Source organism: Parasphingorhabdus sp., from assembly GCF_036963705.1.
Classification (GTDB): Bacteria; Pseudomonadota; Alphaproteobacteria; order Sphingomonadales; family Sphingomonadaceae; genus Parasphingorhabdus.
The window spans coordinates 1-23,534 of sequence record NZ_JBALUT010000033.1 but is presented as its reverse complement, the minus strand read 5'-3'; the positions used below and the strand labels follow the sequence as shown (position 1 = coordinate 23,534).

Here is a 23,534-nt window from a genome sequence, read left to right as displayed (position 1 = left end):
CATGGATTTCAATGACACACCAGAAGAAGCAGAATTTCGCGCCGAGGCGCAGGCTTTTCTATCACAACATCTGAAGGCAAAAACGCCGGGTGCCTTGCGCTCCGGTGGCCGCGAGGATTTTCTCGCCCGCGCCAAGGCTTGGCAGAAGATCAAGGCGGAAGGCGGCTTCGCGCAAATCACCTGGCCCAAGGAGATGGGCGGTCGCGGCGGCACCGTGATGCAGCAGGTTATCTGGGGACAGGAAGAAGCCAAATTTGATGCGCCGACCGGCCCGTTCGCGATCGGTCTCGGCATGTGTGTCCCGACCGTGATTGCTTTCGGATCGGACGAGCACAAGAAGAAATATGTCCGCAAAGCGCTGATGGGCGAAGAAGTCTGGTGCCAGCTCTTCTCCGAACCGGCAGCCGGGTCGGATGTTGCCGGTTTGAAGACAAAAGCAGTCAAAGATGGTGACGAATGGGTCATAAATGGTCAGAAAGTGTGGACTTCCGGTGCCCATTATTCCGATTATGGTATCCTCTTGGTCCGTACCGATCCCAACGTGCCCAAGCACAAGGGTCTGACCATGTTCATCGTCGACATGAAACAACAAGGCGTCGACGTGCGGCCGATCCATCAGGCATCCGGCGGCAGCGAGTTTAACGAAGTCTATTTCACCGACGTCCGCATTCCCGACGCCGATCGTCTGGGCGAGCCCGGCATGGGCTGGAAAGTGGCGCTCGTCACCCTGATGAACGAGCGGCTGGCGGTTGGCGGATCTCCGGGACCCGACTGGAAGGAAATCATGGATTATGCGCGGTCCGCCGGCACCATGTCCGATCAGGCGTTCCGCGCAAAGCTGGCCGACTGGTATGTCGCGGCGCAGGGATACAAGCTGACCAAGTTCCGCACCCAGACAGCCTTGTCGCGTGGCGAAACGCCGGGTCCGGAAAATGCGATCGGCAAGATCATCAACGCCAACCATCTGCAGGATATCTGCAACAGCGCGATCGAAATGCAGGACCATTTCGGCATCATAGCCGACAAGGACGAAGCGCCTTCCGACGCGATCTTCCAGGAAAGCTTCATGTGGGCGCCGGGTCTGAGAATCGCTGGCGGAACCGATGAAATCCTCAAGAATATCATCGCCGAACGGGTGCTTGGCCTGCCACAGGACGTTCGCGTCGACAAAGACAAGACATTCGCTGAAATGAACTAGGAACAAATAATGTCTGATTCGTCCGTCCATGTCATCGCCAATGTAATCATCGAGGATGCGGCCAGATATCACGAATATGAGCAAGGATTCTTCCCGATCCTCAAGCGACATGGCGGGAAAATCATTGCTCTGGACGATCATTGCCTCACCTTCGAAGGCGAAGCACCGCCCAGGGGCCGGGTCGTGCTGCTCAAGTTTCCCGATCAGACCAGTGCAACCGCATGGTATAATGATCCGGACTATCAGGCCCTGTCCGAACATCGGCGGGCCTCGACAAGGCTGCAATATCTGACAATGTTGCACAGCGACAAAGTCGGGGATTAGGCGGCGCTCATAAATCCGCTTGGAGCGGACGCAGAAAAACTTGCGTGATCGGGGCGATTGCAAATGCTACGCGTCCTATCCAGCAACAAAGGAACTATCCCATGACAGCAGAACTGCCCGACTATACCCCCCCGAAAGTCTGGAAATGGGACAAGGAAAGTGGCGGGCGATTTGCCAATATCAATCGTCCGATCGCAGGGCCGACCAAAGAGGTCGAACTGCCGGTCGGCAAGCATCCGTTCCAGCTATACTCGATGGCGACCCCCAATGGCGTGAAGGTCACGGTGATGCTCGAGGAGCTGCTGGCTCTGGGTCACAAGGGCGCCGAATATGACGCCTATTATATCAATATTGGCGAAGGCGACCAATTCGGTAGCGGCTTCGTCGATATCAATCCGAACAGCAAAATCCCGGCGTTGATGGATCACAGCACCGACAAGCCGACCCGGCTGTTCGAATCCGGCTCGATGCTGCTTTATCTTGCTGAAAAATTCGGTGAATTCCTCCCGACCGACCCCTACAAGCGCGCCGAAGCGATCAACTGGCTGTTCTGGCAAATGGGCAGCGCGCCTTATCTTGGCGGCGGTTTTGGTCATTTCTATGCCTATGCACCGGTGAAGATCGAATATTGTATCGACCGCTTTGCCATGGAGGTCAAACGCCAGCTCGACGTGCTCGACCGCCATCTTGCCGACAATGAATATATGGCAGGCGACGAATATAGCATCGCCGATATCGCGATCTGGCCCTGGTATGGCGCACTGGTCAAGAATATCGTCTATCAGGCGTCCGAATTTCTCGACACCGACTCGTACAAGAATATGAACCGCTGGACCGACATGATCGGCGAGCGGCCGGCGGTGCTTCGCGGCAAAATGGTCAATCGCGCCTGGGGTGATCTCGAAGGTCAGCTGCGCGAACGCCATGATGCCAGCGATTTCGAACTGCGCACGCAGGACAAGCTCGAGCCGAAAGAAGAAGCGGCGGAGTAGAAGTCGCTCTTAGCGAGTCAGGCTTGCATAAACGCGGCTGAGGAAACTTGGCAGCATCATTTCATTGGCCTGAAATTCTGCGTCAAATTCCGCGGTCGGTTTGGCTGCCATGATCTCCTGCAACGATTTACCATCGTCGATCAGCGCCTGCACCCGGCCCTGTATGATCGTGAGAACCTCGATATAACGGGCCAGCTTCGCCCGGTCGGTAACGGGGCCATGACCGGGGATGACTTTGGTATCATCGTCGATCGCGTCCTGGACCGTCTGGCAAAAGGCGATCATCCCGGCCAGATCGCCGCCATTGTCGGCGTCGATGAACGGATAGCCGCTATTGTTGAACACATCGCCGAGATGGACTGCGTTCACGCCGCGAAAGATGACCGCTGCATCGCCATTTGTGTGAGCGGGACCGACATGCAGCAATTCGATCTTCTGGTCATTGATGTGGAATTGCATACTGTCATCAAAGGTGATGTCCGACAGGGCATGCTCGGGATAGGCTTTCTGCTCGCCGGCAAACGGACCGAAATTGACGATATGGTCGTCGATCATCATCGCTCTGCTGTTGGACTGGCTGACGATCCAGCTGCCTTCCTTGCCGAGCGTGAGATTGCCGTCGGCATGGTCAAAATGCCAGTGCGTGTTGACCACGAAGTCAACGTCTTCACTGCCGATATCTTTCAGCGCGGCCTTGATCTTCGGCATAAGCTGCGGAAACTGGTCGTCGACAATCAGCGTGCCGTCTTTGCCAACCGATACCGCGATATTGCCGCCCAGTCCGAACAGGACATAAAATCCATCTGCAATTTTCTGGGTCTTGATCTCCGCCTTGTCAAAATCCCAGCCGAATGCTGTGTAGATTTGATCAGGGCTCATCACCGGTCCGTGCGAGGCGGGTTGTGCCGCTTTGCTGCCATGCGCCAGCGCAGGCGAAGCGATCGCGAGGGATAAAGCCAATCCTAGAATTCCTGCAGCCCTGTTCATGCGATCATCCCCGATTCGACAAATTATTACTTCAAAATTCCCGCCATGATCAGGTCGACGGTCTGCTCGCGATAGGCGTCGCGCATCCGTGTGTCGAAATCATCCCGGCCGTAGCAATATTTCCAGACCAGCTTGCCGGTAAAGAACCGGTCGGCGGCACCGGTGACGGCGGAATAAAAGAGATCGGGATCGACATCGCGGAACACACCAGACTTGATGCCGGCACCGACAAAGACCTTATAGGCTTCGGAAAGTGGCTTCAGATATTTGTCCGCGATGTTGCGCGCGCCCTCCGGTGGCAATTCGCGAATCAGACGCATCGTCAGTCGGTTGAGATAGGGAAATGCATAATAGGTATCGATTACCGCACCGATATGGTGCCGTAGCTTGTCCTCCGGCGGCCAGTCTTTTTTGGTCAACAAGCCAACCTGTTCCAGAATATTATCCATATCGCGTTCGAGAATCGCCTCGAGCAGGCCATCCTTGTTGCCGAAATAATATTTGACCAGCGCACTATTGAGGCCAGACAGAACCGATAGTTCGCTGAAGGAAATATCGATCGTATCGCCCTGCCGCATGATCTGGCTGGCGGTTTCGATCAGCTTGTCACGCGCGCCAGCTTCATTCGCCTTTGCCGCCAATTTGTCGACGCCCATAGTCTTCCCCTACCCATTCTAATTCACATTTATGTCACTTATAGACAGGTTCTTCCCACCAAGGGAAGGTGTCTGGTAAGTCGGTAGACACTTTATCCGGATAGTTGGGGCTGCGCTTCTCGAGGAAGCTGGCAATCCCTTCTTTCGCATCGGCTGATTTCGCGCGATTATAGATGATCCGGCTATCGACCTTATGCGCTTCCATCGGGTGTGCGGCAGCGGGCAATTGCCACAGCATCTGGCGGGTTACAGCGATCGAGACCGGCGCGGTATTGTCGACAATCTCTCGCGCCAGGGCATAAGCGGCTGGCAACAGGTCCGCCGGTTTGTGCAATGACCGGACAAGCCCGCCCTTGAGCGCTTCCTGAGCATCGAAGATCCGGCCGGTCAGGCACCATTCCAGTGCCTGGGCACGACCAACAAGATTGGGCAGGAACCAGCTTGCCGCACCATCGGGAGCAATGCCGCGCCGGGCAAACACAAAACCGAAGCGCGCGCTCTCGCTGGCCAGCCGCATATCCATCGGCAGCAGCATGGTCGCGCCAACACCCACGGCAACGCCGTTGATCGCGCCGATAACCGGTTTGAGGCATTGATAGATGCGCAGGATCAACAGACCGCCACCATCACGGACGCGGGGATCGGAATAATCCTCCACCCGGTCTTCGCTGGCGAACGGCTTTCTGCCATCCTCCGGGGTCAGATCAGCGCCAGCGCAGAAGGCACGGTCGCCCGCTCCGGTCACAACGACGGCCCGAACATCGTCATCGGCATCGATGCGGTCAAAGGCGTCGGTCATTTCCTTGATCATCGTCCCGGTGAACGCGTTCATCTTTTCCGGACGGTTGATGGTGATCGTCGCGATATTGTCAGCGACGTCATAGAGGATTTGCGTGTAATCGGTCATCGACTTCTCCATCAGATACAAAAAGGGCCGCGAGTTTCTCGCAGCCCCCTTATTTGCCTAGTCTAGCGCGGTGCCATCCGGATGGCGCCATCGAGACGGACATCCTCGCCGTTGAAATATTGCGTCTCGATCATGCACATGGCGAGAGCGGCATATTCGTCCGGCTGCCCCAGTCGCGCTGGATGCGGGACCATGGCGCCGAGAGCGTCACGGACATTTTGCGGTGCACCGGCGAGCAATGGCGTATCGAAGATACCCGGCAATATGGTGTTGAGGCGGATGCCTTCGCGGGAAAGATCACGCGCGATCGGCAATGTCATGCCGACAACGCCGCCCTTGGAAGCTGCATAAGCCGCCTGACCGATCTGGCCATCTTCGGCCGCAACCGATGCAGTGTTGACCATCGCGCCGCGATCGCCGTCTGCCAGAGGTTCAAGGCTCATCATGCCCGCTGCCGATTTGGCGATGCAGCGGAAAGTGCCGACCAGATTGACCTGAATCACGAAATTGAAGGCATCGAGCGGGAAATGCTTGATCGAGCCATCTTCTTTCGAGCGGCTTGCGGTCTTGATCGCGTTGCCGATACCGGCGCAATTGACCAGGATACGTTCCTGCCCGTTGGCTGCGCGCGCTTTTTCAAAGCCTGCATCGACGCTTTCTTCGTCGGTCACATTGACCTTGCAGAAGACACCGCCGAGTTCAGCGGCGAGCGCTTCGCCCTTTTCCTCGTTGAGGTCGAACAGAGCGACTTTGACGCCCTTGGCAGCCAGACGACGAGCGGTTGCCGCGCCGAGGCCGGATGCGCCGCCGGTGATGACTGCGGAGATATTGCTGTTGAGTTCCATATTCTTGTCTTTCTTCTATTGGTCGCCATGCTGAAACAGGTTCAGCATGGCGAAATTGGTCAATTAACCGAGACGCTCGATAATCGTAACATTTGCCTGACCACCGCCTTCGCACATGGTTTGCAGGCCATATTTCGATCCGCGGGCTTCCAAAGCGTTGAGCAGGGTTGCCATCAGCTTGGTACCCGAAGCGCCAAGCGGGTGGCCGAGAGCGATCGCGCCGCCGTTGACGTTGATCTTGTCACGGTCCGCACCGACATGCTTGAGCCATGCCAGCGGCACGGGAGCGAAGGCTTCGTTTACTTCGTAAAGATCGATATCGCCGATGTTCATGCCGGCACGCTGCAAGGCGCGGTCGGTCGCGAACAAGGGTTCCTCGAGCATGATTACCGGGTCACCGGCGGTTACGGTCATATTCACGATCCGCGCGCGCGGGGTCAGGCCGTGATCTTTCAGCGCCTGTTCGGAACAGACCAGCACTGCGCTGGAGCCATCGCAAATCTGGCTGGCATTGGCAGCAGTAATCGCGCCGCCTTCCTGCAGAATCTTAACCGCGCCGATGCTTTCCTTCGTCGCGTCAAAACGAATGCCTTCATCGACCATATGTACTTCTTCGCCTTCGGGTGTCTGAATTTTCACGCCGATAATTTCACGGTTAAACGCGCCGGATTCGGTCGCCTTGATCGCCTTGTGGTGGCTTTCCAGTGCAAACTGGTCGAGATCGTCACGGGTAAAGCCATGCTTCTTGACCATCATTTCAGCGCCCATGAACTGGCTGAACTGGATACCCGGATAGGCTTTTTCGAGGCCTTCCGATTTATTCGATCCGAGTCCCGCATCCTTGAACAATTTGAACGTCGAACCCATTGGCACGCGGGTCATGCTTTCGATGCCGTGCGCCAGGACGATATCCTGGGTACCCGACATGATGCCCTGGGCCGCGAACTGGATCGACTGTTGCGAGGATCCACACTGGCGATCAATCGAAACCGACGGAATGCTGTCCGGAAGATTGGAGGCGAGAACCGCATTGCGGCCAACGTCGCCAGCCTGTTCGCCGCCCTGCATCACACAACCGGTAATCACGTCTTCGATGGCGCTCGGGTCAAAATCATTGCGCTCGGCAATCGCGTTCAACGTGGCGGCACCCAGATCCACTGCATGGATTCCGGCCAAACGGCCTCCGCGACGGCCACCAGCGGTACGGACCGCGTCTACGATATAAGCTACTGCCATGTTGTCATTCCTTTGACTATGTGAGAATCCTGTAATTTAACTGACCGATTAAACTGCAGAGAGCCTAGCGTCAAATGAAAAAGCCGGTCATCACCATTGTGATAACCGGCTTTTCAAATTCGATTTTCGCCCGATCAGGCGGGTACATTGTCTTTCTTGACCGTGATCACCTGAGGATAGGTGAATTCGAGCAGGCCTTCCTTGCCATATTCGGCGCCAAAGCCGGACTGTTTATGTCCGCCAAAGGGTGCGAAAGGTGACAGGTGGAGGAATTCATTGACCCACACGGTGCCGGTTTCAAGCTGTTCGGCAACCCGGACACCTTCGTCGGGGTTGGCGGTCCACACAGCGCCGGCAAGACCATATTCGCTGGCATTGGCGCGGCTGATCGCTTCATCCGTGGTGCTGAATTTCATCAGCGGCATGACCGGACCAAATTGCTCTTCGGCAACAATCCGCGCATCTTCCGGCGGGTTGTCGAGAATCGTGATCGGCACATAATAGCCGGGGATGCCCTCTTCCTTGGCATCGCCGCCGACCAGGAACTTATAGCCGTTATCCTTGGCATCCTTGATCAGCTCGAGCACCCGCTCATATTGCTTCTTGTTCTGGACCGGACCAACCGCCGTACCCTGATGCGCGCCGTCGCCGACCTTCACATTTTTCGCAAATGCGGCAATCGCAGCGCTGAGTTCGTCATAAATATCCTCGTGGATATAGATGCGTTTCGCAGCAACACAGATTTGTCCGGCGTTGGTGAAGCTTGACCAGAACAATTGCTCGGCAACCTTTTCGACATTGGCGTCGGGCAGGACGATCGAGGCGTCATTGCCGCCCAGCTCCAGCGTGATCCGCTTGAGATCCTTGGAAGCACCTTCCATGATCTTCTTGCCGGTCGCGGTCGAGCCGGTGAAGGTGATCTTGTCGATATCGGGATGCGAGGTCATCAATGGACCGAGGCTGTCTTCACCGGTGATGATATTGACGACGCCCGGAGGGGCCACATCCTTGATCAGTTCAGCGAGACGCAAAGTCGTCAATGGCGTGAACGGCGATGGCTTGAGCACGATCGTGCAGCCGGACAAGAGTGCGGGGGCGATTTTCTGCACCGCCATCATCACCGGGAAATTCCACGGCACGATACCGGCGACGACACCGACCGGCACGCGGCGGGTACGGCTCAGCCGTTGCTCTGTATCCTCGTTGATCTCGTCATCAAGTTCCAGCGTTGCCTGCGAACCCGCCATATAGGCAGCACCGGCGATTTCGCCCTGCGCCTGAGCATGGGGCTTGCCTTGCTCGGCGGTGAGCAGGCGGAACAGCTCGTCATTATTCTCATTGATCACGCCGGCAATAGCCTGGACCACTTTGCGGCGTTCGTCGATCGGTGTTTTCGACCAGGTCTTGAACGCGGCACGCGCAGCCGAAACCGCGCTGTTAAGTTCGGCTTCACCGGAGGCGGGCACCTGACCGATCACTTCTTCATTGGCCGGGTTGACGACATCCAGCACGTTCGTGGCGCCGACCATCTCGCCGTTGATCAAATTCTTGTATTGGGTAACCATTTCGCTCTCCTTTGGGGACTGCCGTTCACTTCTATTTGAGTCGTCTATACGCTATTACAAGGCCTCGCGCGCCATTCATTTTGATAGACTATATCGTATCGGCAGGGTTTTGAGGCCGCCGACAAAGGTTGATTTTGCACGCTTGGGTTCGCCTGCCAGTTCCAGCGTTTCGATCCGGTCGAGCAGTTCGTTGAACAATATCTTCATTTCCAGCCGCGCCATGTGCAAGCCGAGACATTGATGCGCACCCGCACCAAAGGACAGATGCCGGTTGGGCGAGCGGCTCGCGTCGAATTTGCGCGGGTCGGGAAACACGCTCTCGTCGTGATTGGCCGCGATATAGCTGATCATCAGCCAGTCATCCTTGGCAATTTTCTGTCCGCCCAGTTCGGTATCTTCGGCAGCGGTGCGCATGAAATGCTGCACCGGCGTCGTCCAGCGGATCGCTTCCTCGACAATCCCGGGGAGCAGATCACGGTCGGCCTTGAGCCGGGCAAATTGCTCGGGATCCTGAGCCAGCGCCAACATCGCGCCTGCGGTGGATGCCGATGTCGTATCATGGCCGGCGGCGGCAAGAATGATATAATAGCCCGCCATATCGCGGTCGCTGAGATGCGCGCCGTCGACTTTTGCGTTCGCGATCACGCTTGCGACATCATCGGTCGGATTTGCGCGCTTTTCCTGAGTCAGCTTGGCAAAATAGGCCTCGAAGTCGGCAACAGCACCGACCACCAGCTGCATGATCTGCTCCGGCGTCATATTGGCCATGCCGGACTTGTTGAGATCCTCATCCTGCCCGCCGAACATCTGCTGGGTGAGAAACAGCATCCGCTGCTCGTCCGCTTCCGGCACGCCCAATATCTGCATCACCACATGGAGCGGATAAGGCGCGGATATCAGAGGCACGAAATCGGCTTCATATTTGCCGTCTTTTTGATCGCCAGACAGCAGCCGGTCGACCGTTACCTTGGCCAGCGCCCGAAGCTCGTCTTCCATCTTCCGAAGATTTTTCGGCATGAACCAGTCTTGCGTCAGCCGGCGATATTGGGGGTGGGTTGGCGCATCGAGCGCAACCAGCGAACGGACCAGATTGGGGTCGCCGCCGGTGATCGATTTGACAAAGGCACCGCTGTTCTTGTCGCTGAAGGTAATGCTGCGCGGACTGTTGAGGAACAGCTTGTTGTCCTTGCTGATCCGCATGACGTCGTCATAGCTGGTCACCAGCCAGAAGGGATCATGGACTTCGTCATTGACCACGCGGACGATCGGCGTCTCTCTGCGCAACCTGTCGAAACGGTCGAGCAGACTGTCCCATTCGACATAATTGGCCGGATCGATGATCGCCAGCGCATCTTCGCCGGTCAAAATGGGCTCTGCATATGTTGCCATCAGACTATCCCGCTTCCTGCTTGTTCCAATATTCATCACGCAACAGCCGCTTGTAAAGCTTGCCGGTAGCATGACGCGGCAGCTCGGCTCGAAAGTCGATCTGCCGGGGGATCTTGACGCCGGAGAGCGACTGGCGGAGAAAGGCTTCAAGCTCCTGGGCCAGCTCCGGTCCGGCATTGGCCATATCCATAGGCTGGACGATCGCGACGACCTTCTCCCCCATATCCTCGTCGGGCGCACCGATGACCGCTGCGTCGGCAACCTTGCCATGGGTGACCAGCAGGTTCTCGATCTCCTGCGGGTAAATGTTGACCCCGCCGGAAATGATCATGAAGCTCTTGCGGTCGGTCAGATAGAGAAAACCATCCTCATCCACTTTCCCGACATCGCCGAGCGAGGTCCAGCCCTTGCTATGGGTCGCCGCCTCGGTTTTGTCCGGATCATTATGATATTCGAATTTCGCACCGCCTTCGAAATAGATCTGGCCTTCTTCACCAACGGCCACTTCTTCACCATTTTCATCGCAAATATGCACCTGACAATTGACCGGCTGGCCCACCGTACCTTTGTGCGTCATCCAGTTTTCGCTATTGCAGAAAACAAAGCCATTGCCTTCGGTCCCGGCATAATATTCGTTGAGCACCGGTCCCCACCATTTGATCATCGCTTCCTTGATCGGCACCGGCACCGGCGCAGCAGCATGCACCGCGCTCTTGATCGACGACACGTCATATTTGGCCCGTGTCTCTTCCGGCAGTTTCAGCATCCGGACAAAATGGGTCGGGACAAATTGCCCGACATCGCAGCGATATTTTTCGATCAGCGCCAGCGCCTGTTCCGGATCAAATTTCTCCATGATGACGCTGGTACCACCCAGTGCCTGCACGGCGAGGTTCCAGCGCAACGGCGCCGCATGATAAAGCGGCGCGGGAGAGAGGTAGACGCAATTCTTGTGGAAACCGAAAATCAACTCGGCAAGCGCCCCGAGGGCATTGCGCCCGGCAATGTCTTCATCCTCTGGCAGAGGCAGCCTTATGCCTTTGGGCGTGCCGGTGGTGCCCGATGAATAGAGCATGTCGACGCCAGCCCGCTCATCGGCAATTGGCGTGGTAGGCATGCTATCCAGCACAGCGGCCATGTTGCGCTCGTCATCGGCGCCGAATACCAGTTGGCCGACATCGGGATTTAACGCTTGTACCTGATCGAGTATCGGCAGCATCTGCTTTGATCCGATCAGCAATTTTGCGCCGGAATCTTTCAAAATATAGCTGACTTCATCGGCGGTCAGGCGGCTGGAAATGGCGACCTGGATCAGACCGGAGCGTTGCGATCCCCATGTGACAGGGAAAAATTGCGGATTATTTTCCATGCAAATCGCGACCGTATCGCCAATTTGCAGACCCCGGGACCGATAAAGCTGGGCGATCTGGTTGGACTGGCTATCGAGTTGACCATAAGTGATGATCTCTCCGGACCCGGCCATGATAACGGCTGGTTTGTCGGGATTTTCTTCAGCGTGCAGATAGGGATGCATATTAAGGCGCTCTCCAATTGGACGATCACCTTAATCCGGCGATTCGCAATTGCAGTACCATGGTTTAATCGTACAGTTAAATCAATCGATAGTCACAGCGCTTGACGATAGAAATCTGTAACGGCCCCTAATTCTCGACGTAGATATCCACCGGAACGGTCAAATCGGCGAATATCCGCCCGATCGGGGTCATGCTTGCAGCGCCCTGTTCGATTTCATTTTCGAGCACTGTCTGGTTGGCAGCACCGTTGAGCAACACCATCACGGTACGCGCTTCACAAATAGCGGCCTTGGTAAGCGTCACCAGCGGCGTATCGCCGCCTTCTGGGAGCAAGCCAACCACCAGTTTTTCCGGCGGGCCATCGAGCGCCTCTTCCAGATCGGCGCTTTCCACCATCCCGGCGGTGCTACCGCCCTCACCCATGCCCAGCCAGACCAGATCCGCAGGCCATTTGGTGTCCCGCAGCCGCGCATCGGCGGCAGCGCCGGCCATGTGATAGTCTTCGTGATCCGGCGCCAATGGCAGAACCCGCGCGCCGCGGGTCAGAAACAATTGCGCCAGTTTCTTGGCATGGCTGCGCGGATCGTCGAGCGGAATCAGAAGATCGTCGGTCGGGATGATCGTGACATATTTCCACTTGATCTGCTTTTCCGCCAGCGCCTCGAGCACCGGCATCGCTTCTTCGCTGGCAGGCAAGGCGAGCAAGGCATCGCCGCGCGCATCAAGGGCGCTTTCGATGATGAACTGGATGTCTCCGGCGACGGCAGAAACCATCTCGTCGGCGTCATCGAAATCCCACCATTCGAGCATCGATTCCTCGTCTTCCGGCAAGTCATCCATGTCAAAATTTTCTAATGCGTCTTCGAGTTTGCTCATCGCGATATCCAGATCTGTATCAAGTCTTCCGCGCTTCTAATCGCTGCAGACCTCAGCACAAGGGTAAATCCCGCTTTTAAAATTCTCCACTTTGCGCCAATTGGGGGCTGAAAAGGCGATATCCATATGACCGACAACTATATTCTTACACTCACCGCAGAAGACCGGGTCGGTCTGGTTGCCGCTGTTGCCGGATTTCTGGCCGAGCATGAAGGCTTCATTCTCGACAGCCAGCAATATGCCGATCTCGAGCAGGATCGTTTTTTCATGCGAGTCGAGTTCAAGGCTGCGGGCGCGAAATTTCCGGCCAGTCTCGATGGACTGACCGAGAAATTTTCGGTGATCGGCAAGCAATATGCGCTTGACTGGACCTTGGTGAGCGGCGCGATCAAACCAAATATTGTTATAGCGGTCTCGAAAGGCAGTCATTGTCTCAATGATTTGCTGCACCGCTGGAAGACGGGCGGATTGCCGGTTAATATTGTCGGCGTGGTCAGCAATCACGAAAGCCTACGCGATCTGACCGAATGGCATGATGTCCCGTTCCACTACCTACCCGTTACCGCCGACAATCGCGCGGAACAAGAACGCGCGATCCTGGACGTGATGGAACACGGACAAGCCGATTATCTGATCCTTGCGCGCTATATGCAGATATTGTCCGACGATCTTAGCGCCAGACTGGCCGGCCGCTGCATCAACATCCATCACAGCTTCCTGCCCGGATTCAAGGGCGCGAAACCTTATCACCGGGCGCATGAGCGCGGCGTCAAGTTGATCGGGGCAACCGCCCATTTTGTCAGCGGTGATCTCGACGAAGGTCCGATCATCGAGCAGGCGGTCGAGCGCGTCGACCACCGCGCCAGCGTCGAGGAAATGATCCGGATCGGTCGCGATATCGAAGCGCAGGTTCTCGCCAAGGCGGTGAAATGGGCCGGAGAACGCCGGATATTACTCAATGGCAACCGGACAGTGGTGTTCCGCTAGAGACGTTTGCGAATATTAGTTCGCCGGCAATGGGGCGTTGGCTTCGAGCAACATCCCCGCCGGCCGCAATATCGTCAGCGACGCCGGGGCACCGCTGATCTTTTCCCGCGCCGTAATATCAATTTGCACGAACTGGCCTCCATCGGCCAACTGAGCGCTTTGCGTCCAGGTCCAGTCGAGACCGCCATTTTGCTCCTCGCCGCTGCTCTCGCCGAGGCTGGGCGGGCGCGGATCGGTGAGCAGCTCGACCGCCCGGTTGCGGACCACCGATTGCGCGACCACGCGCAGTTCGAGTTCGGCAGCATTATGGGTGGTGAAGGCCTGCAGCCGGATCAGTGCCAGCGCCGCGAGGCTGAACACCGACAGCGCCACCAGCATTTCGATCAGGGTGAAGCCGCGCTCACCGGACCTGGCGCCAAGCCGCATCATGGCGCTGCTCCGGCCAGTTTCACATCACCCATCGGTGCGATCAGAACGCTGCGGCTTTGTCCATCGCTCTGCAACACCAGTTCCGCCTGATCGCTGGGCAGGCCGGTGCTTTCGAAACTGATCATCATCGACCCATTTTCAGCAGTGGCCGCACGGACACCGCTGGACCAGTCGGTGGACACGAACGGCTTGTCCTCGATCACCGACCAGCTACCCTTGCGCCGCTCGAGAAAGCTATAACCGGAGGGCGTGACCTGCACCGCCATCGGGCGCGATTGCAGGATCGCATTGTCGCGCAGCGCCGCGGTGCGTGCGGCAAAGCGCTGGGCATCCTCCTGCAGAGCGCTGTTGCCGCTCGGGAAGGAAAATATCACCACCGACGCCATCAGTCCGATGATCAGCAGCACGACCATCAATTCCACCAGTGTGAAACCGGCAGCATCATGGCCAGAGATTGGTTTGTTATGCCGGATCATCTATATCCAATTAGCGATTTGAGCGGAGCGAGTCTTGCAGAATCCGCGATCCCCTGCAATGACAGCACGATAAGATAAGAAACGCAGGGCAAAGGAAATTTTAATGGCTGACGTCGTCCTCTACGAGAAAAATGACCGGATCGTGACCATCACGCTAAACAAGCCGGAGAGCCGCAACGCCCTGTCCAAGGATCTTTGCGAAGCCCTGGTCAACGCAATCAACAAGGCTGATGCTGACGCCGGCGTCAGCTGCGTCGTGCTCGCCGCCAATGGCAAGAGCTTCTCCTCCGGCGGCAATCTCCACGAGATCAAGGCGATGACCGCCGAGCAGAATATGACGCCGCTCGAAATCGAGAATTGGTACAAGACCGGCATCCAGCGCATCCCGCTCGCCTTTTCCCAAATCTCGGTACCAGTGATCGCCGCCGTCAACGGCCACGCGATCGGCGCCGGCAATGACCTGACTACGATGTGCGATATCCGCATCGCCGGCGAAGACGCGATTTTCGCCGAGAGCTTTCTGCGCGTCGGTATCATTCCCGGCGACGGCGGAGCATGGTTGCTACCGCGGATCATCGGTCAGGCAAAAGCCAACCAGATGCTGTTCACCGGTGAATTTATCGATGCCGAGAAGGCGCTGGACTATGGTCTGGTGTCCGAAGTCGTGGCAAACGACAAGCTGCTCGAACGCGCCTATGAACTGGCCGAAATGGTCGTTGCGCTGCCGCCATTGGCGATCCGCAAGACCAAGGAACTGGTCCGCACCGCGCAGAGCGTGACGCTGAAGGAAAATCTCGATCAGGCGGCTCTGTTCCAGGGCGTATTGCAGCAACTGGATGATCACCGCGAAGCGATTGATGCGATACTCGAGAAGCGCAAGCCGGTGTTCAAGGGGGCTTGATCGCCTTTAGGAAGTTTCGGGAGATGACCCCCCTGCTTACGCAAGGGAACAATAAGGAGAGAGAGAATGAATAAGACCGCTATTTCGATGGTCGCCTTGATATTGGCGGCTCCGATACAGGCAGCTCCTCCGCAAGGCATCGCCACCGAAGCGACCAAGGCGGCCAATGCCGAGGTCGCCGCCAGCCTGCCGATCGCCGACCAGACGGATTTCGAAAATGCCAATCGCGGCTTTCTCGCCAAGATTGCCGACGACAAGATTCTCAACGAGGACGGGTCCGTCGCCTGGGATTCGCGCCAGTTTGGCTTTATCTCTGGCGCTGCCCCGGACACCGTAAACCCCTCGCTGTGGCGGCAGGCGAAGCTCAACAGCATCCACGGCCTGTTCGAGGTTGTCCCCGGCATCTATCAAATTCGCGGCTATGATCTGGCGCAGATGACGCTGATTGCCGGCAAGACCGGCTGGATTATAGTCGATCCGCTGACCACCCCTGCGCCAGCCAAGGCCGGACTGGCCCTTGCCAACAAGACGCTCGGCAACCGGCCAGTCGTCGCGGTCATCTTCACCCATAGCCATGGCGACCATTTTGGCGGCGTGACCGGCGTGGCATCACCCGAGGATATTCAGTCGGGCAAGATACAAGTCATCGCGCCACACGGCTTTCTGGCCGAATCAATCGGCGAAAGCGTGATCGCCGGAACCGCGATGAACCGGCGGGTTCAATATCAGTTCGGCACCGCCCTGCCGGTTGGCAAGACCGGCCATGTCGGCGGCGGACTGGGCCAGAAAATATCGAGCGGCGATGTCGCGCTGATTCCGCCCACCAGATCAATCAGCAAGGACGGCGAGAGCCTGACGGTAGACGGCATCGCTTTTGACTTCATGGACGCCGGCGAAACCGAAGCCCCAGCCGAACTGGTTTTTTACCTGCCTCAGTTCAAGGCACTGCATACCGCAGAAGTAGTGACCCGTACCTTCCACAATGTACTGACTCCGCGCGGCGCACTGGTCCGCGATACGCTGAAATGGTCCAAGGTGATCGATGATATGCTCGCCCGCTACGGCGCGAAATCGGACCTGATGCTGGCCTCGCATCACTGGCCGACCTGGGGCAGCGACAATGTGCAGGCGGCCCTCAAAAACCAGCGCGGCATCTATCGCTATGTCCATGACCAGACCATGCGTCAGGCCAATCAGGGCGCGACCATGCACGAGATTGCCGAGAATATCGGCGAACCGGATTTCGCCGCCACCGACTTTGGTGTGCGGGACTATTACGGCACGCTCAACCATAACAGCAAAGCGGTCTATCAACGCTATTTCGGCTGGTGGGACGCGGTTCCGGCGCATTATCATGAACTGCCGCCGGTTGAAGCCTCGAAAAAATATGTCGCGGCTATGGGCGGCACAGGGAAGGCTCTGGCAGTTGGCGAGAAAGCCTTTGCTGCCGGTGACTATCGCTGGGCAGCAACCGTTTTCAACCATCTGGTGTTTGCCGACCCGGCTGATGAAACGGCCAAAAAATGGCTGGCCTCGACCTATGAACAGTTAGGCTTTCAAACCGAAGCCGGAACCTGGCGGAATATTTATCTGGTTGGCGCCAAGGAATTGCGCGAGGGCAATAACGTCAAGAATTCGATCAGCACCGCCAACGAAAAAGTCCTTAGCGGTATTCCGGCGGTCGATCTGTTTGACGCCATGGCAACCCGCTTCAACCCGTCCAAGATGCAGGGCGATGGCGGTATTGTCCGGTTCTGGTTCCCGGACCGGAAAGAGGCGGTCAGCATCGATCTCGGCAAGAGCGTGATGTTCCCGCGCAAGGAAGATTATACCGCCACTTCCGATGGGTCAGACACCCAGATCACGATCAGCCGCGCCCTGTTCACCAAATTGCTGATGCGTCAGGCCAATGCGCCGGAATTGATCCAGAACAAGGACATGATCGTCACCGGCAATATGGCCTTGATGGCAGCTATGTTCGGCGCGCTTGACGAGGTAGACCCGCAGTTTGATATTGTGACGCCGTGACCATCGGGGGACAGACCATATCCGTTCGTGCTGAGCTTGTCGAAGCACCTTGCCAGGCGCCCTTCGACAGGCTCAGGACGAACGTTGAAAGTAACAGAGGCCTAAGACATGCAGAGATTTAACTTCCCCGTCGTCCAGCCCGATCCGGCGCTTGAAGAATTGCGCGGCGAGTTGCAGACGTTTCTGAGAGAAGAACGCGATGCGGGCAATTTCAGACCGGAGCCGGAATGCTGGATGGCCTCTGCCGATCCTGAGTTTTCCAAGAAAATGGGCAAGCGCGGCTGGATCGGTCTGACATGGTCGAGCCAATATGGCGGCCATGACAAGAGTGCGCTCGAACGCTATATCGTCACCGAAGAAACCTTGCGCTCCGGCGCTCCGGTCGGTGCGCACTGGATCGCCGATCGGCAGCACGCGCCGATGCTGCTCACCCATGGCACCGAAGAACAGAAGCTCGATATCCTGCCGCGCATCGCTGCCGGTGAATGCTATTTCGCCATCGGTCTTAGCGAGCCGGGCGCCGGTTCCGATCTCGCCAATGTCAAAACCAAGGCCGAGAAGGTCGCTGAAGGCTGGAAGATCAACGGCCAGAAAATCTGGTCCTCCGGCGCGCATATCTCGCATTATATGGTCGCTCTGCTGCGCACTTCGCCAGCCGATGGCCGCAACCGCCATGTCGGCCTGTCGCAGATCATGATCGACCTCAGCCTGCCCGGCGTCTCCATCAAACCGATTGTCGACCTGTCCGGCGATGCCCATTTCAACGAAGTCTATTTTGAAGATGTGATCGTCCCCGACGACTGTCTGCTCGGCGAAGAAGGTGGTGGCTGGGCACAGGTAACTGGCGAACTGGCGATGGAACGCTCGGGACCGGAACGGTTCCTGTCGAGCTATATCACGCTGGAAACCGCATTATATCAACTAGGCGGGAAAATGGGTTCGGACAGCCATGGCCGGCTTGGCAAGCTGATCGCCAATCTCCGCACGCTGAAAGGCATGTCCTGGGGCATCGCCAATCTGCTCAGCCAGGGCGTGTCGCCCGAAACCGAAGCGGCGCTGGTCAAGGACCTCGGCAACCGGCTCGAAAATGACCTGACCCAGCAAGTCCGCGCGATGCTCGACGACCTGCCGTCCGAAGACTGGAGCCCGGATATGCGGCGGATCATGAATATCGGCGTGCTGCGCGCTCCGCCCAATACATTGCGCGGCGGAACGACCGAGGTCATGCGCGGCATTACTGCTCGCCAGTTGGGGTTACGCTGATGATAAATACAGATGGCATGGTCGCTGAAACCGCGGCGAAAATTTATACCGACCTGTGCGGCCGGGAAGTTCCGCATGAAGCCGAAGCGGGCAAATATCCGCAGGCGCTTTGGGATGCGCTGACCGAAAACGGTCTGCCGCTGGCATGGGTCAGTGAAGCCAATGGCGGCTTTGGCGCGGGCTATGACGAAACTTTTGGCGCGATCTGGGCTTCGGCACAGGCGGCATCGCCAGTGCCCTTTGCCGAGACTTTGGTCGCCAACTGGATGCTCGACCGCGCCGGTCTGGCACCCGCCGACGGCAGCGCCAGCTTCGCGCTCAGCGGCCATACGCCGAGCGCCGACATCCCCTTTGGCATGCACGCCGACAAGATCGTCCTGTTCGACGAGGCGCATCACGAAATCTCGATGTTCGACAATCGCGTAGCGGTGCGGTCGCCGGAAGAGGCCCTTTCGCCTGACGGCATGACGCAATTCATATTCTCCGGCCATGTCGCGGAACAGTCGGCCAAGACCGATCTTTCGCGCCGCGCGGTGGAAGCGTTGATCCTGACCGTCCGCGCGGTACAAATGGCAGCAGCCATGGAAACGGCGCTGACTATGTCGATCGAATATGTGTCGCAACGCGAACAATTCGGCAGGCCTCTGTCCAAGTTTCAGGCGATCCAGCATCAACTGGCGGTCGCCGCTTCGGAATGCGCAGCGGCAACCATGGCAGCGACACAGGCCGCCAGCGCGATCGCCCGCCACTCCGATGATCCGGGACCGGCGTGGCACGAGGCTGTGATTGCAAAAGTCCAGATCAGCCATAGCGTCGAGGCGGTCACCGTGCCGTTCCATCAGGTCCACGGGGCGATGGGCTATACCCAGGAATATGATCTGCACCATTATACCAGGCGGCTCTGGGCGTGGCGCGACGCGCTGGGCAACGAGCATCACTGGTCCAAACGGCTCGGAGAAGAGCTGGCCGTAACGTCGCCGGATGATATCTGGAAAGGCGTGACAACCGGCCAGTGGATTGCTAGTTAATCGCACGATTAAATGATTCCCGGATGGAGCAAACATGCCTCCAATCCTTCCAACGACAGGAGCAAATCCCATGAAAACACGCATCACAGAGCTTTTTGGAATCGAACATCCGATCATTCAGGGCGGCATGCATTATGTGGGATTTGCCGAATTGGCCGCTGCCGTGTCCAACGCGGGCGGACTGGGCATCATCACTGCGTTGACCCAGCCTTCTGCAGAAGCGTTGGCTAATGAAATTGCCCGCTGCAACGACATGACCGACAAGCCGTTCGGCGTAAACCTTACCTTTCTGCCGGTCGTCAATTCGCCGGACTATGCCGGCATGGTCAAAGCGATCATCGAAGGCGGCGTCAAGGTCGTCGAAACCGCCGGCAATAATCCGGTCCAGGTCCTCCCCGCGCTGCACGATGCCGGGATCAAGGTGATCCACAAATGCACCGCCGTCCGCCACGCGCTAAAGGCGCAGAGCATTGGCTGTGACGCGGTTTCGGTCGATGGCTTCGAATGCGGTGGCCATCCCGGCGAAGATGATATCCCGAACATGATCCTGCTGCCACGCGCTGCGGATGAACTGGATATTCCGTTCGTATCCTCCGGTGGCCAGGCCGATGGCCGCAGCCTCGTTGCCTCGCTCGCTATGGGAGCCGAAGGCATGAACATGGGCACCCGCTTCATCGCCACCAAGGAGGCACCGGTGCACCAGAACGTGAAAGATGCGATCGTCGCGGCCAGCGAACTGGATACCCGCCTGGTGATGCGGCCATTGCGCAACACCGAACGGGTGCTCAACAACCCGGCGGTTGAACGCCTGCTCGAAATCGAGAAGGAAAAAGGTGCAGACCTGCAATTCAGCGACGTCATCGAACAAGTCGCGGGCGTCTATCCCAAGATCATGCTCGAAGGCGACATGGACATTGGCGCCTGGAGCTGCGGCATGGTCGCTGGCCTGATCAACGATATCCCGACCTGCAAGGAACTGATTGACCGGATCATGGTCGAAGCGGATCAGATCATCAATCAGCGGCTCAAAGGCTTCATGGCTGCCTGAATATTATCAAGGCCCCCGGGAGTGTCCCGGGGACCTTTTTTTAGCCGATCATAGCCTACCGAAAGATCGCGTTGCCGATGACGGCACCGACGATGCCGCTGGTCAGTCCGATCAGGACCGCATCATTGCCGGACCGGACCCACTGATAGCCGCGCGGCGCATTCGACAGGCGATAGGCCCGCGGGTTGTCGATCACCCGGTAATTGGTCGCATAACGCCGGTCAAATTTCTGGCCCTTCGACCAGTTTCTATGGTTCTGCTTCACCGCGACCGATGTCCTGTTGTAGCGCGCAGGAGCTGCTTTCTGCCGGGTGACGGTTTTCGTGACTACGCGCTTGCCCTGCTTGTTCGAGGTCGTTTTCTGGACCGTCTTTTGCGTAACTTTCTTGGACGTCTGGTGCGGGGCGGCCTGCGCCTGAGCGGTAATCACCGGGGACACCGCCATTGTTGTCACTGCCAAAGCCATCAGAAACTTTCTCATGTTCAATTCCTTTTTCTATCCGGCGCCAACTGCGGCGTCACAAACAGAAATAAGGGAGACCTGTCGCAGGACTTTGCCAGATTCACGGTTTATTGTACTGGTTTGTCGCAGATGCACCAATCGGTTCATCTGGCGATCAGCTAATGGACGAAAATCAGCCGCCAGTGGCGAGCGTCAGTCCTCCCACATCGTCAGAACAGAGCGCAGAGCCGTCACAAATGCCAATGGCTGATCCAGCATCAGATGATGTTTCGCGTTGGGCACCGCGATCATCGGTATGTGGCCGCCGCCGAGTTCACCGATATAGGCGGCACTGTCGGCGTCGAACAATTTGCTATTCTCGCCATAGACGATCGCCAGCCGGTGCGGCAGATCGGCGATGCGCTGCGGCGCATGCATCCATTGGGCCTGGTCATTCTCGCTGCGGTGAAAGACCATCGGATCGAATTTCCACGACCAGCCACCCTCGACCTCACGCATGCTGTGATAGGCCATATATTCGAGCAGGAACGGAGTTTGCACATCCTGCGGCGGGGCCAGAACAAAGCGCCCGCGCGCGGTATCGTAATCGGCGTAGACATTATTGGGCTTGTCCGACTTGCCGGAACCGGGAGGTCCGCCACCACCGCTAAAATGGGCGACGAGCTTTTCGGGACGCATGATCATCAGGTCACAGATGATAAGCCCGCCAAAGCGCTCGCCCGCCATCTCCATCGCGGTCAGGGCAACCCCGGAACCAAAGCTGTGGGCAATGATCTTCGGCTTCACCGGACCGGAGAATAGATCGAGAGCCTCGGCCACTGCGATCATACCTTTGGCGCGTTTGGCATTGTCGCAATCATCAATAATTTCGCTGTCGCCCATGCCCGCCAGATCATAAGCGATGATATCGTAATCCCCGGCCAGAAACGGTGCGACAAATGCAAAACAGCGGGCGTGGGCGAGAAAGCCGTGAGTCAGCAGCAGCGGCGGTTTGCCGCGCTCACCCCAGCGGAAATAATGGACCTTGCGGCCATCAATCTCGACGAAAGCTTCTTCGCGCGGCACCGCCATCGCTTGGACAAACCATGCGGGCAGGTCTTGCGAGCCCGCCCACAGGTCAACAATATCAGTGCTGGTCATGGAGAGTTTATTCACCCTTCCAGTCGGGCTTGCGCTTCTGGGCAAAGGCGAGCGAGCCTTCCTGCGCGTCCTTGGAGGTGAACACCGGCATGGTGATTTCTGCCTGTTTTTGCCACGCTTCCTCGCTCGACCAGTCGTAGCTTTCGTTGATGATCTTCTTGGTCGCTTTCAGCGCCAACGGGCCATTTGCGGCAATCGTTGTCGCCAATTCGATGGCGGCCTCTAGAGCAGCACCTTCGGTGACGCGATTGACGAAGCCGACTTCATAAGCGCGCTGGGCGCTGAAGAAGTCACCGGTCAGTGCCCATTCCATCGCGATCCGCTTGCCGACCAGTTGCTGAAGCTTGATGACGCCACCGGCCGCTGCAACCAGGCTGCGCTTGACTTCGGGAATGCCGAATTTTGCATTGACGTTGGCAACGCACAGGTCGCAAGCCAGAGCCAGTTCGAGACCGCCGGCCAATGCATAGCCTTCCACCGCAGCGATCAGCGGCTTTTCCGGGCCCTTTTCGGTGATCCCGCCAAAGCCATAGCCTTTGACTGATGGCGTTTCGCCGCGCAAAAATCCCTTGAGATCCATGCCGGAACAGAATGTCCCGCCAGCGCCGGTGATGATACCGGCGTTGAGGCTATTGTCATTGTCGAGCTGCTCCATCGCCGCGCGAATGCCTTCAGCCGCAGCTTTGGTCATCGCATTTTTGGCATCGGGCCGGTTGATCGTGACGATGATGAAACCGTCCTGAATATCGGTGAGTACTTCAGACATATCGTTTCTCCTTATTGGTTCACACCCGTTCGCGCTGAGCTTGTCGAAGTGCGCCTATCGACTAGCGCTGTCCTTCGACAAGCTCAGGACGAACGGGAAATCAGTCCTTAATCAAACAACAGGTTGGCCAGCTTCGACCGTTGGTAAGCCGCATCGCCGATCAGGGCACCTGCCAAAATCGCCTTCCGCCGGTGCAACTGCGCATCGCAGTCATGGGTGAAGCCGAAGCCGCCGTGGAACTGGATCGCGCGGTCAGCGGACGTGGAATAGCTCGAGTGGGATTGTGCTGCCGCCATTCGCACGGCAACCTCGCCGCGGCCCTGCTCGCCCCAGCTGTGCGCCGCGCTATAGAGATGCGTCCGCGCTTTTTCATATTCGACATAATTGTTGACCGTCGGATGTTTCAACGCCTGATAGCTGCCGATGATCTTGCCGAACTGCTTGCGGGTCTTGAGATATTCCAGCGTATAATCGATCACCGACTGCGCCCCGCCG

At 57.5% G+C, this 23,534-nt stretch carries 24 protein-coding genes; 9 read left to right on the top strand and 15 right to left on the bottom strand.

The window, feature by feature from the left end:
* Window position 1: 1 nt before the first annotated feature.
* From V7680_RS09195 to yghU, 3 genes are all read left to right on the top strand, one after another.
* Entirely contained in the window at window positions 2-1,198 is a 1,197-nt protein-coding gene (locus V7680_RS09195) for an acyl-CoA dehydrogenase family protein (protein ID WP_335652996.1), read from the top strand.
* Window positions 1,199-1,207: 9 nt separating this feature from the next.
* Window positions 1,208-1,522: a DUF1330 domain-containing protein gene (locus tag V7680_RS09190; RefSeq protein WP_335652995.1), complete on the top strand. Its 315-nt coding sequence runs from the start codon at window positions 1,208-1,210 to the stop codon at window positions 1,520-1,522.
* 101 nt (window positions 1,523-1,623) lie between these two features.
* Window positions 1,624-2,514, top strand: coding sequence for a glutathione-dependent disulfide-bond oxidoreductase (gene yghU, locus V7680_RS09185; protein ID WP_335652994.1), 891 nt, complete (start codon window positions 1,624-1,626; stop codon window positions 2,512-2,514).
* A gap of 9 nt (window positions 2,515-2,523) precedes the next feature.
* On the opposite strand, the gene V7680_RS09180 is transcribed toward yghU, so the two are convergent.
* The 9 genes from V7680_RS09180 to V7680_RS09140 form a co-directional block, all read right to left on the bottom strand.
* The gene (locus V7680_RS09180; protein ID WP_335652993.1) at window positions 2,524-3,474 is read right to left on the bottom strand and encodes an MBL fold metallo-hydrolase; all 951 of its coding nucleotides are present in this window, start codon (window positions 3,472-3,474) and stop codon (window positions 2,524-2,526) included.
* A 53-nt stretch (window positions 3,475-3,527) separates the two neighbouring features.
* Window positions 3,528-4,157: a TetR family transcriptional regulator gene (locus V7680_RS09175; RefSeq protein ID WP_335652992.1), complete on the bottom strand. Its 630-nt coding sequence runs from the start codon at window positions 4,155-4,157 to the stop codon at window positions 3,528-3,530.
* Window positions 4,158-4,191: 34 nt separating this feature from the next.
* Entirely contained in the window at window positions 4,192-5,064 is an 873-nt protein-coding gene (locus V7680_RS09170; RefSeq protein ID WP_335652991.1) for a crotonase/enoyl-CoA hydratase family protein, read from the bottom strand.
* Window positions 5,065-5,126: 62 nt separating this feature from the next.
* Window positions 5,127-5,909: an SDR family NAD(P)-dependent oxidoreductase gene (locus tag V7680_RS09165; protein ID WP_335652990.1), complete on the bottom strand. Its 783-nt coding sequence runs from the start codon at window positions 5,907-5,909 to the stop codon at window positions 5,127-5,129.
* Between the two features lie 63 nt (window positions 5,910-5,972).
* The gene (locus V7680_RS09160; protein ID WP_335652989.1) at window positions 5,973-7,145 is read right to left on the bottom strand and encodes an acetyl-CoA C-acetyltransferase; all 1,173 of its coding nucleotides are present in this window, start codon (window positions 7,143-7,145) and stop codon (window positions 5,973-5,975) included.
* A gap of 134 nt (window positions 7,146-7,279) precedes the next feature.
* Window positions 7,280-8,710, bottom strand: a complete 1,431-nt coding sequence (locus V7680_RS09155; RefSeq protein WP_335652988.1) for an aldehyde dehydrogenase family protein — start codon at window positions 8,708-8,710, stop codon at window positions 7,280-7,282.
* A gap of 75 nt (window positions 8,711-8,785) precedes the next feature.
* A complete protein-coding gene (locus V7680_RS09150; RefSeq protein WP_335652987.1) occupies window positions 8,786-10,099 on the bottom strand; it encodes a cytochrome P450 in 1,314 nt (437 codons plus the stop codon).
* 4 nt (window positions 10,100-10,103) lie between these two features.
* Window positions 10,104-11,633 carry an acyl-CoA synthetase gene (locus V7680_RS09145; RefSeq protein ID WP_335652986.1) on the bottom strand — a complete coding sequence of 510 codons (1,530 nt, stop codon included), beginning with the start codon at window positions 11,631-11,633 and terminating at the stop codon, window positions 10,104-10,106.
* A gap of 127 nt (window positions 11,634-11,760) precedes the next feature.
* The gene (locus V7680_RS09140; RefSeq protein WP_335652985.1) at window positions 11,761-12,510 is read right to left on the bottom strand and encodes a 6-phosphogluconolactonase; all 750 of its coding nucleotides are present in this window, start codon (window positions 12,508-12,510) and stop codon (window positions 11,761-11,763) included.
* Between the two features lie 126 nt (window positions 12,511-12,636).
* Between V7680_RS09140 and purU the strand changes: the two genes are divergently transcribed.
* Window positions 12,637-13,497, top strand: a complete 861-nt coding sequence (gene purU, locus V7680_RS09135; protein ID WP_335652984.1) for a formyltetrahydrofolate deformylase — start codon at window positions 12,637-12,639, stop codon at window positions 13,495-13,497.
* 15 nt (window positions 13,498-13,512) lie between these two features.
* Here the strand turns inward: purU and gspI are convergent, their stop codons facing one another.
* A complete protein-coding gene (gene gspI / locus V7680_RS09130) occupies window positions 13,513-13,926 on the bottom strand; it encodes a type II secretion system minor pseudopilin GspI (protein WP_335652983.1) in 414 nt (137 codons plus the stop codon).
* Window positions 13,923-14,402, bottom strand: a complete 480-nt coding sequence (gspH, locus tag V7680_RS09125) for a type II secretion system minor pseudopilin GspH (protein WP_335652982.1) — start codon at window positions 14,400-14,402, stop codon at window positions 13,923-13,925. Before gspH ends, gspI begins: the two co-directional genes overlap by 4 nt.
* 103 nt (window positions 14,403-14,505) lie before the next feature.
* On the opposite strand from gspH, the gene V7680_RS09120 reads away from it, so the two are divergent.
* From V7680_RS09120 to V7680_RS09100, 5 genes are all read left to right on the top strand, one after another.
* Window positions 14,506-15,303 (top strand): enoyl-CoA hydratase-related protein, encoded by a 798-nt coding sequence (locus tag V7680_RS09120; RefSeq protein WP_335652981.1) that lies wholly within the window; start codon window positions 14,506-14,508, stop codon window positions 15,301-15,303.
* Between the two features lie 66 nt (window positions 15,304-15,369).
* Window positions 15,370-17,331 (top strand): alkyl/aryl-sulfatase, encoded by a 1,962-nt coding sequence (locus tag V7680_RS09115; protein ID WP_335652980.1) that lies wholly within the window; start codon window positions 15,370-15,372, stop codon window positions 17,329-17,331.
* 108 nt (window positions 17,332-17,439) lie between these two features.
* The gene (locus V7680_RS09110; protein ID WP_335652979.1) at window positions 17,440-18,594 is read left to right on the top strand and encodes an acyl-CoA dehydrogenase family protein; all 1,155 of its coding nucleotides are present in this window, start codon (window positions 17,440-17,442) and stop codon (window positions 18,592-18,594) included.
* Complete coding sequence (locus V7680_RS09105) at window positions 18,594-19,622, top strand: acyl-CoA dehydrogenase family protein (protein ID WP_335652978.1); 1,029 nt, start codon at window positions 18,594-18,596, stop codon at window positions 19,620-19,622. The genes V7680_RS09110 and V7680_RS09105 overlap by 1 nt, the downstream gene beginning before the upstream one ends.
* A gap of 70 nt (window positions 19,623-19,692) precedes the next feature.
* Window positions 19,693-20,670 (top strand): NAD(P)H-dependent flavin oxidoreductase, encoded by a 978-nt coding sequence (locus V7680_RS09100; RefSeq protein ID WP_335652977.1) that lies wholly within the window; start codon window positions 19,693-19,695, stop codon window positions 20,668-20,670.
* Between the two features lie 55 nt (window positions 20,671-20,725).
* Here V7680_RS09100 and V7680_RS09095 read toward each other — a convergent pair whose 3' ends face one another.
* The 4 genes from V7680_RS09095 to V7680_RS09080 form a co-directional block, all read right to left on the bottom strand.
* Window positions 20,726-21,151 carry an RcnB family protein gene (locus V7680_RS09095; protein WP_335652976.1) on the bottom strand — a complete coding sequence of 142 codons (426 nt, stop codon included), beginning with the start codon at window positions 21,149-21,151 and terminating at the stop codon, window positions 20,726-20,728.
* 174 nt (window positions 21,152-21,325) lie between these two features.
* On the bottom strand, window positions 21,326-22,273 hold the full coding sequence (locus V7680_RS09090) for an alpha/beta fold hydrolase (protein ID WP_335652975.1): 948 nt from the start codon (window positions 22,271-22,273) through the stop codon (window positions 21,326-21,328).
* Window positions 22,274-22,280: 7 nt separating this feature from the next.
* Window positions 22,281-23,039 carry a crotonase/enoyl-CoA hydratase family protein gene (locus tag V7680_RS09085; protein WP_335652974.1) on the bottom strand — a complete coding sequence of 253 codons (759 nt, stop codon included), beginning with the start codon at window positions 23,037-23,039 and terminating at the stop codon, window positions 22,281-22,283.
* Window positions 23,040-23,146: 107 nt separating this feature from the next.
* The coding region (locus V7680_RS09080; protein WP_335652973.1) for an acyl-CoA dehydrogenase family protein at window positions 23,147-23,534 on the bottom strand (388 nt) is incomplete at its 5' end.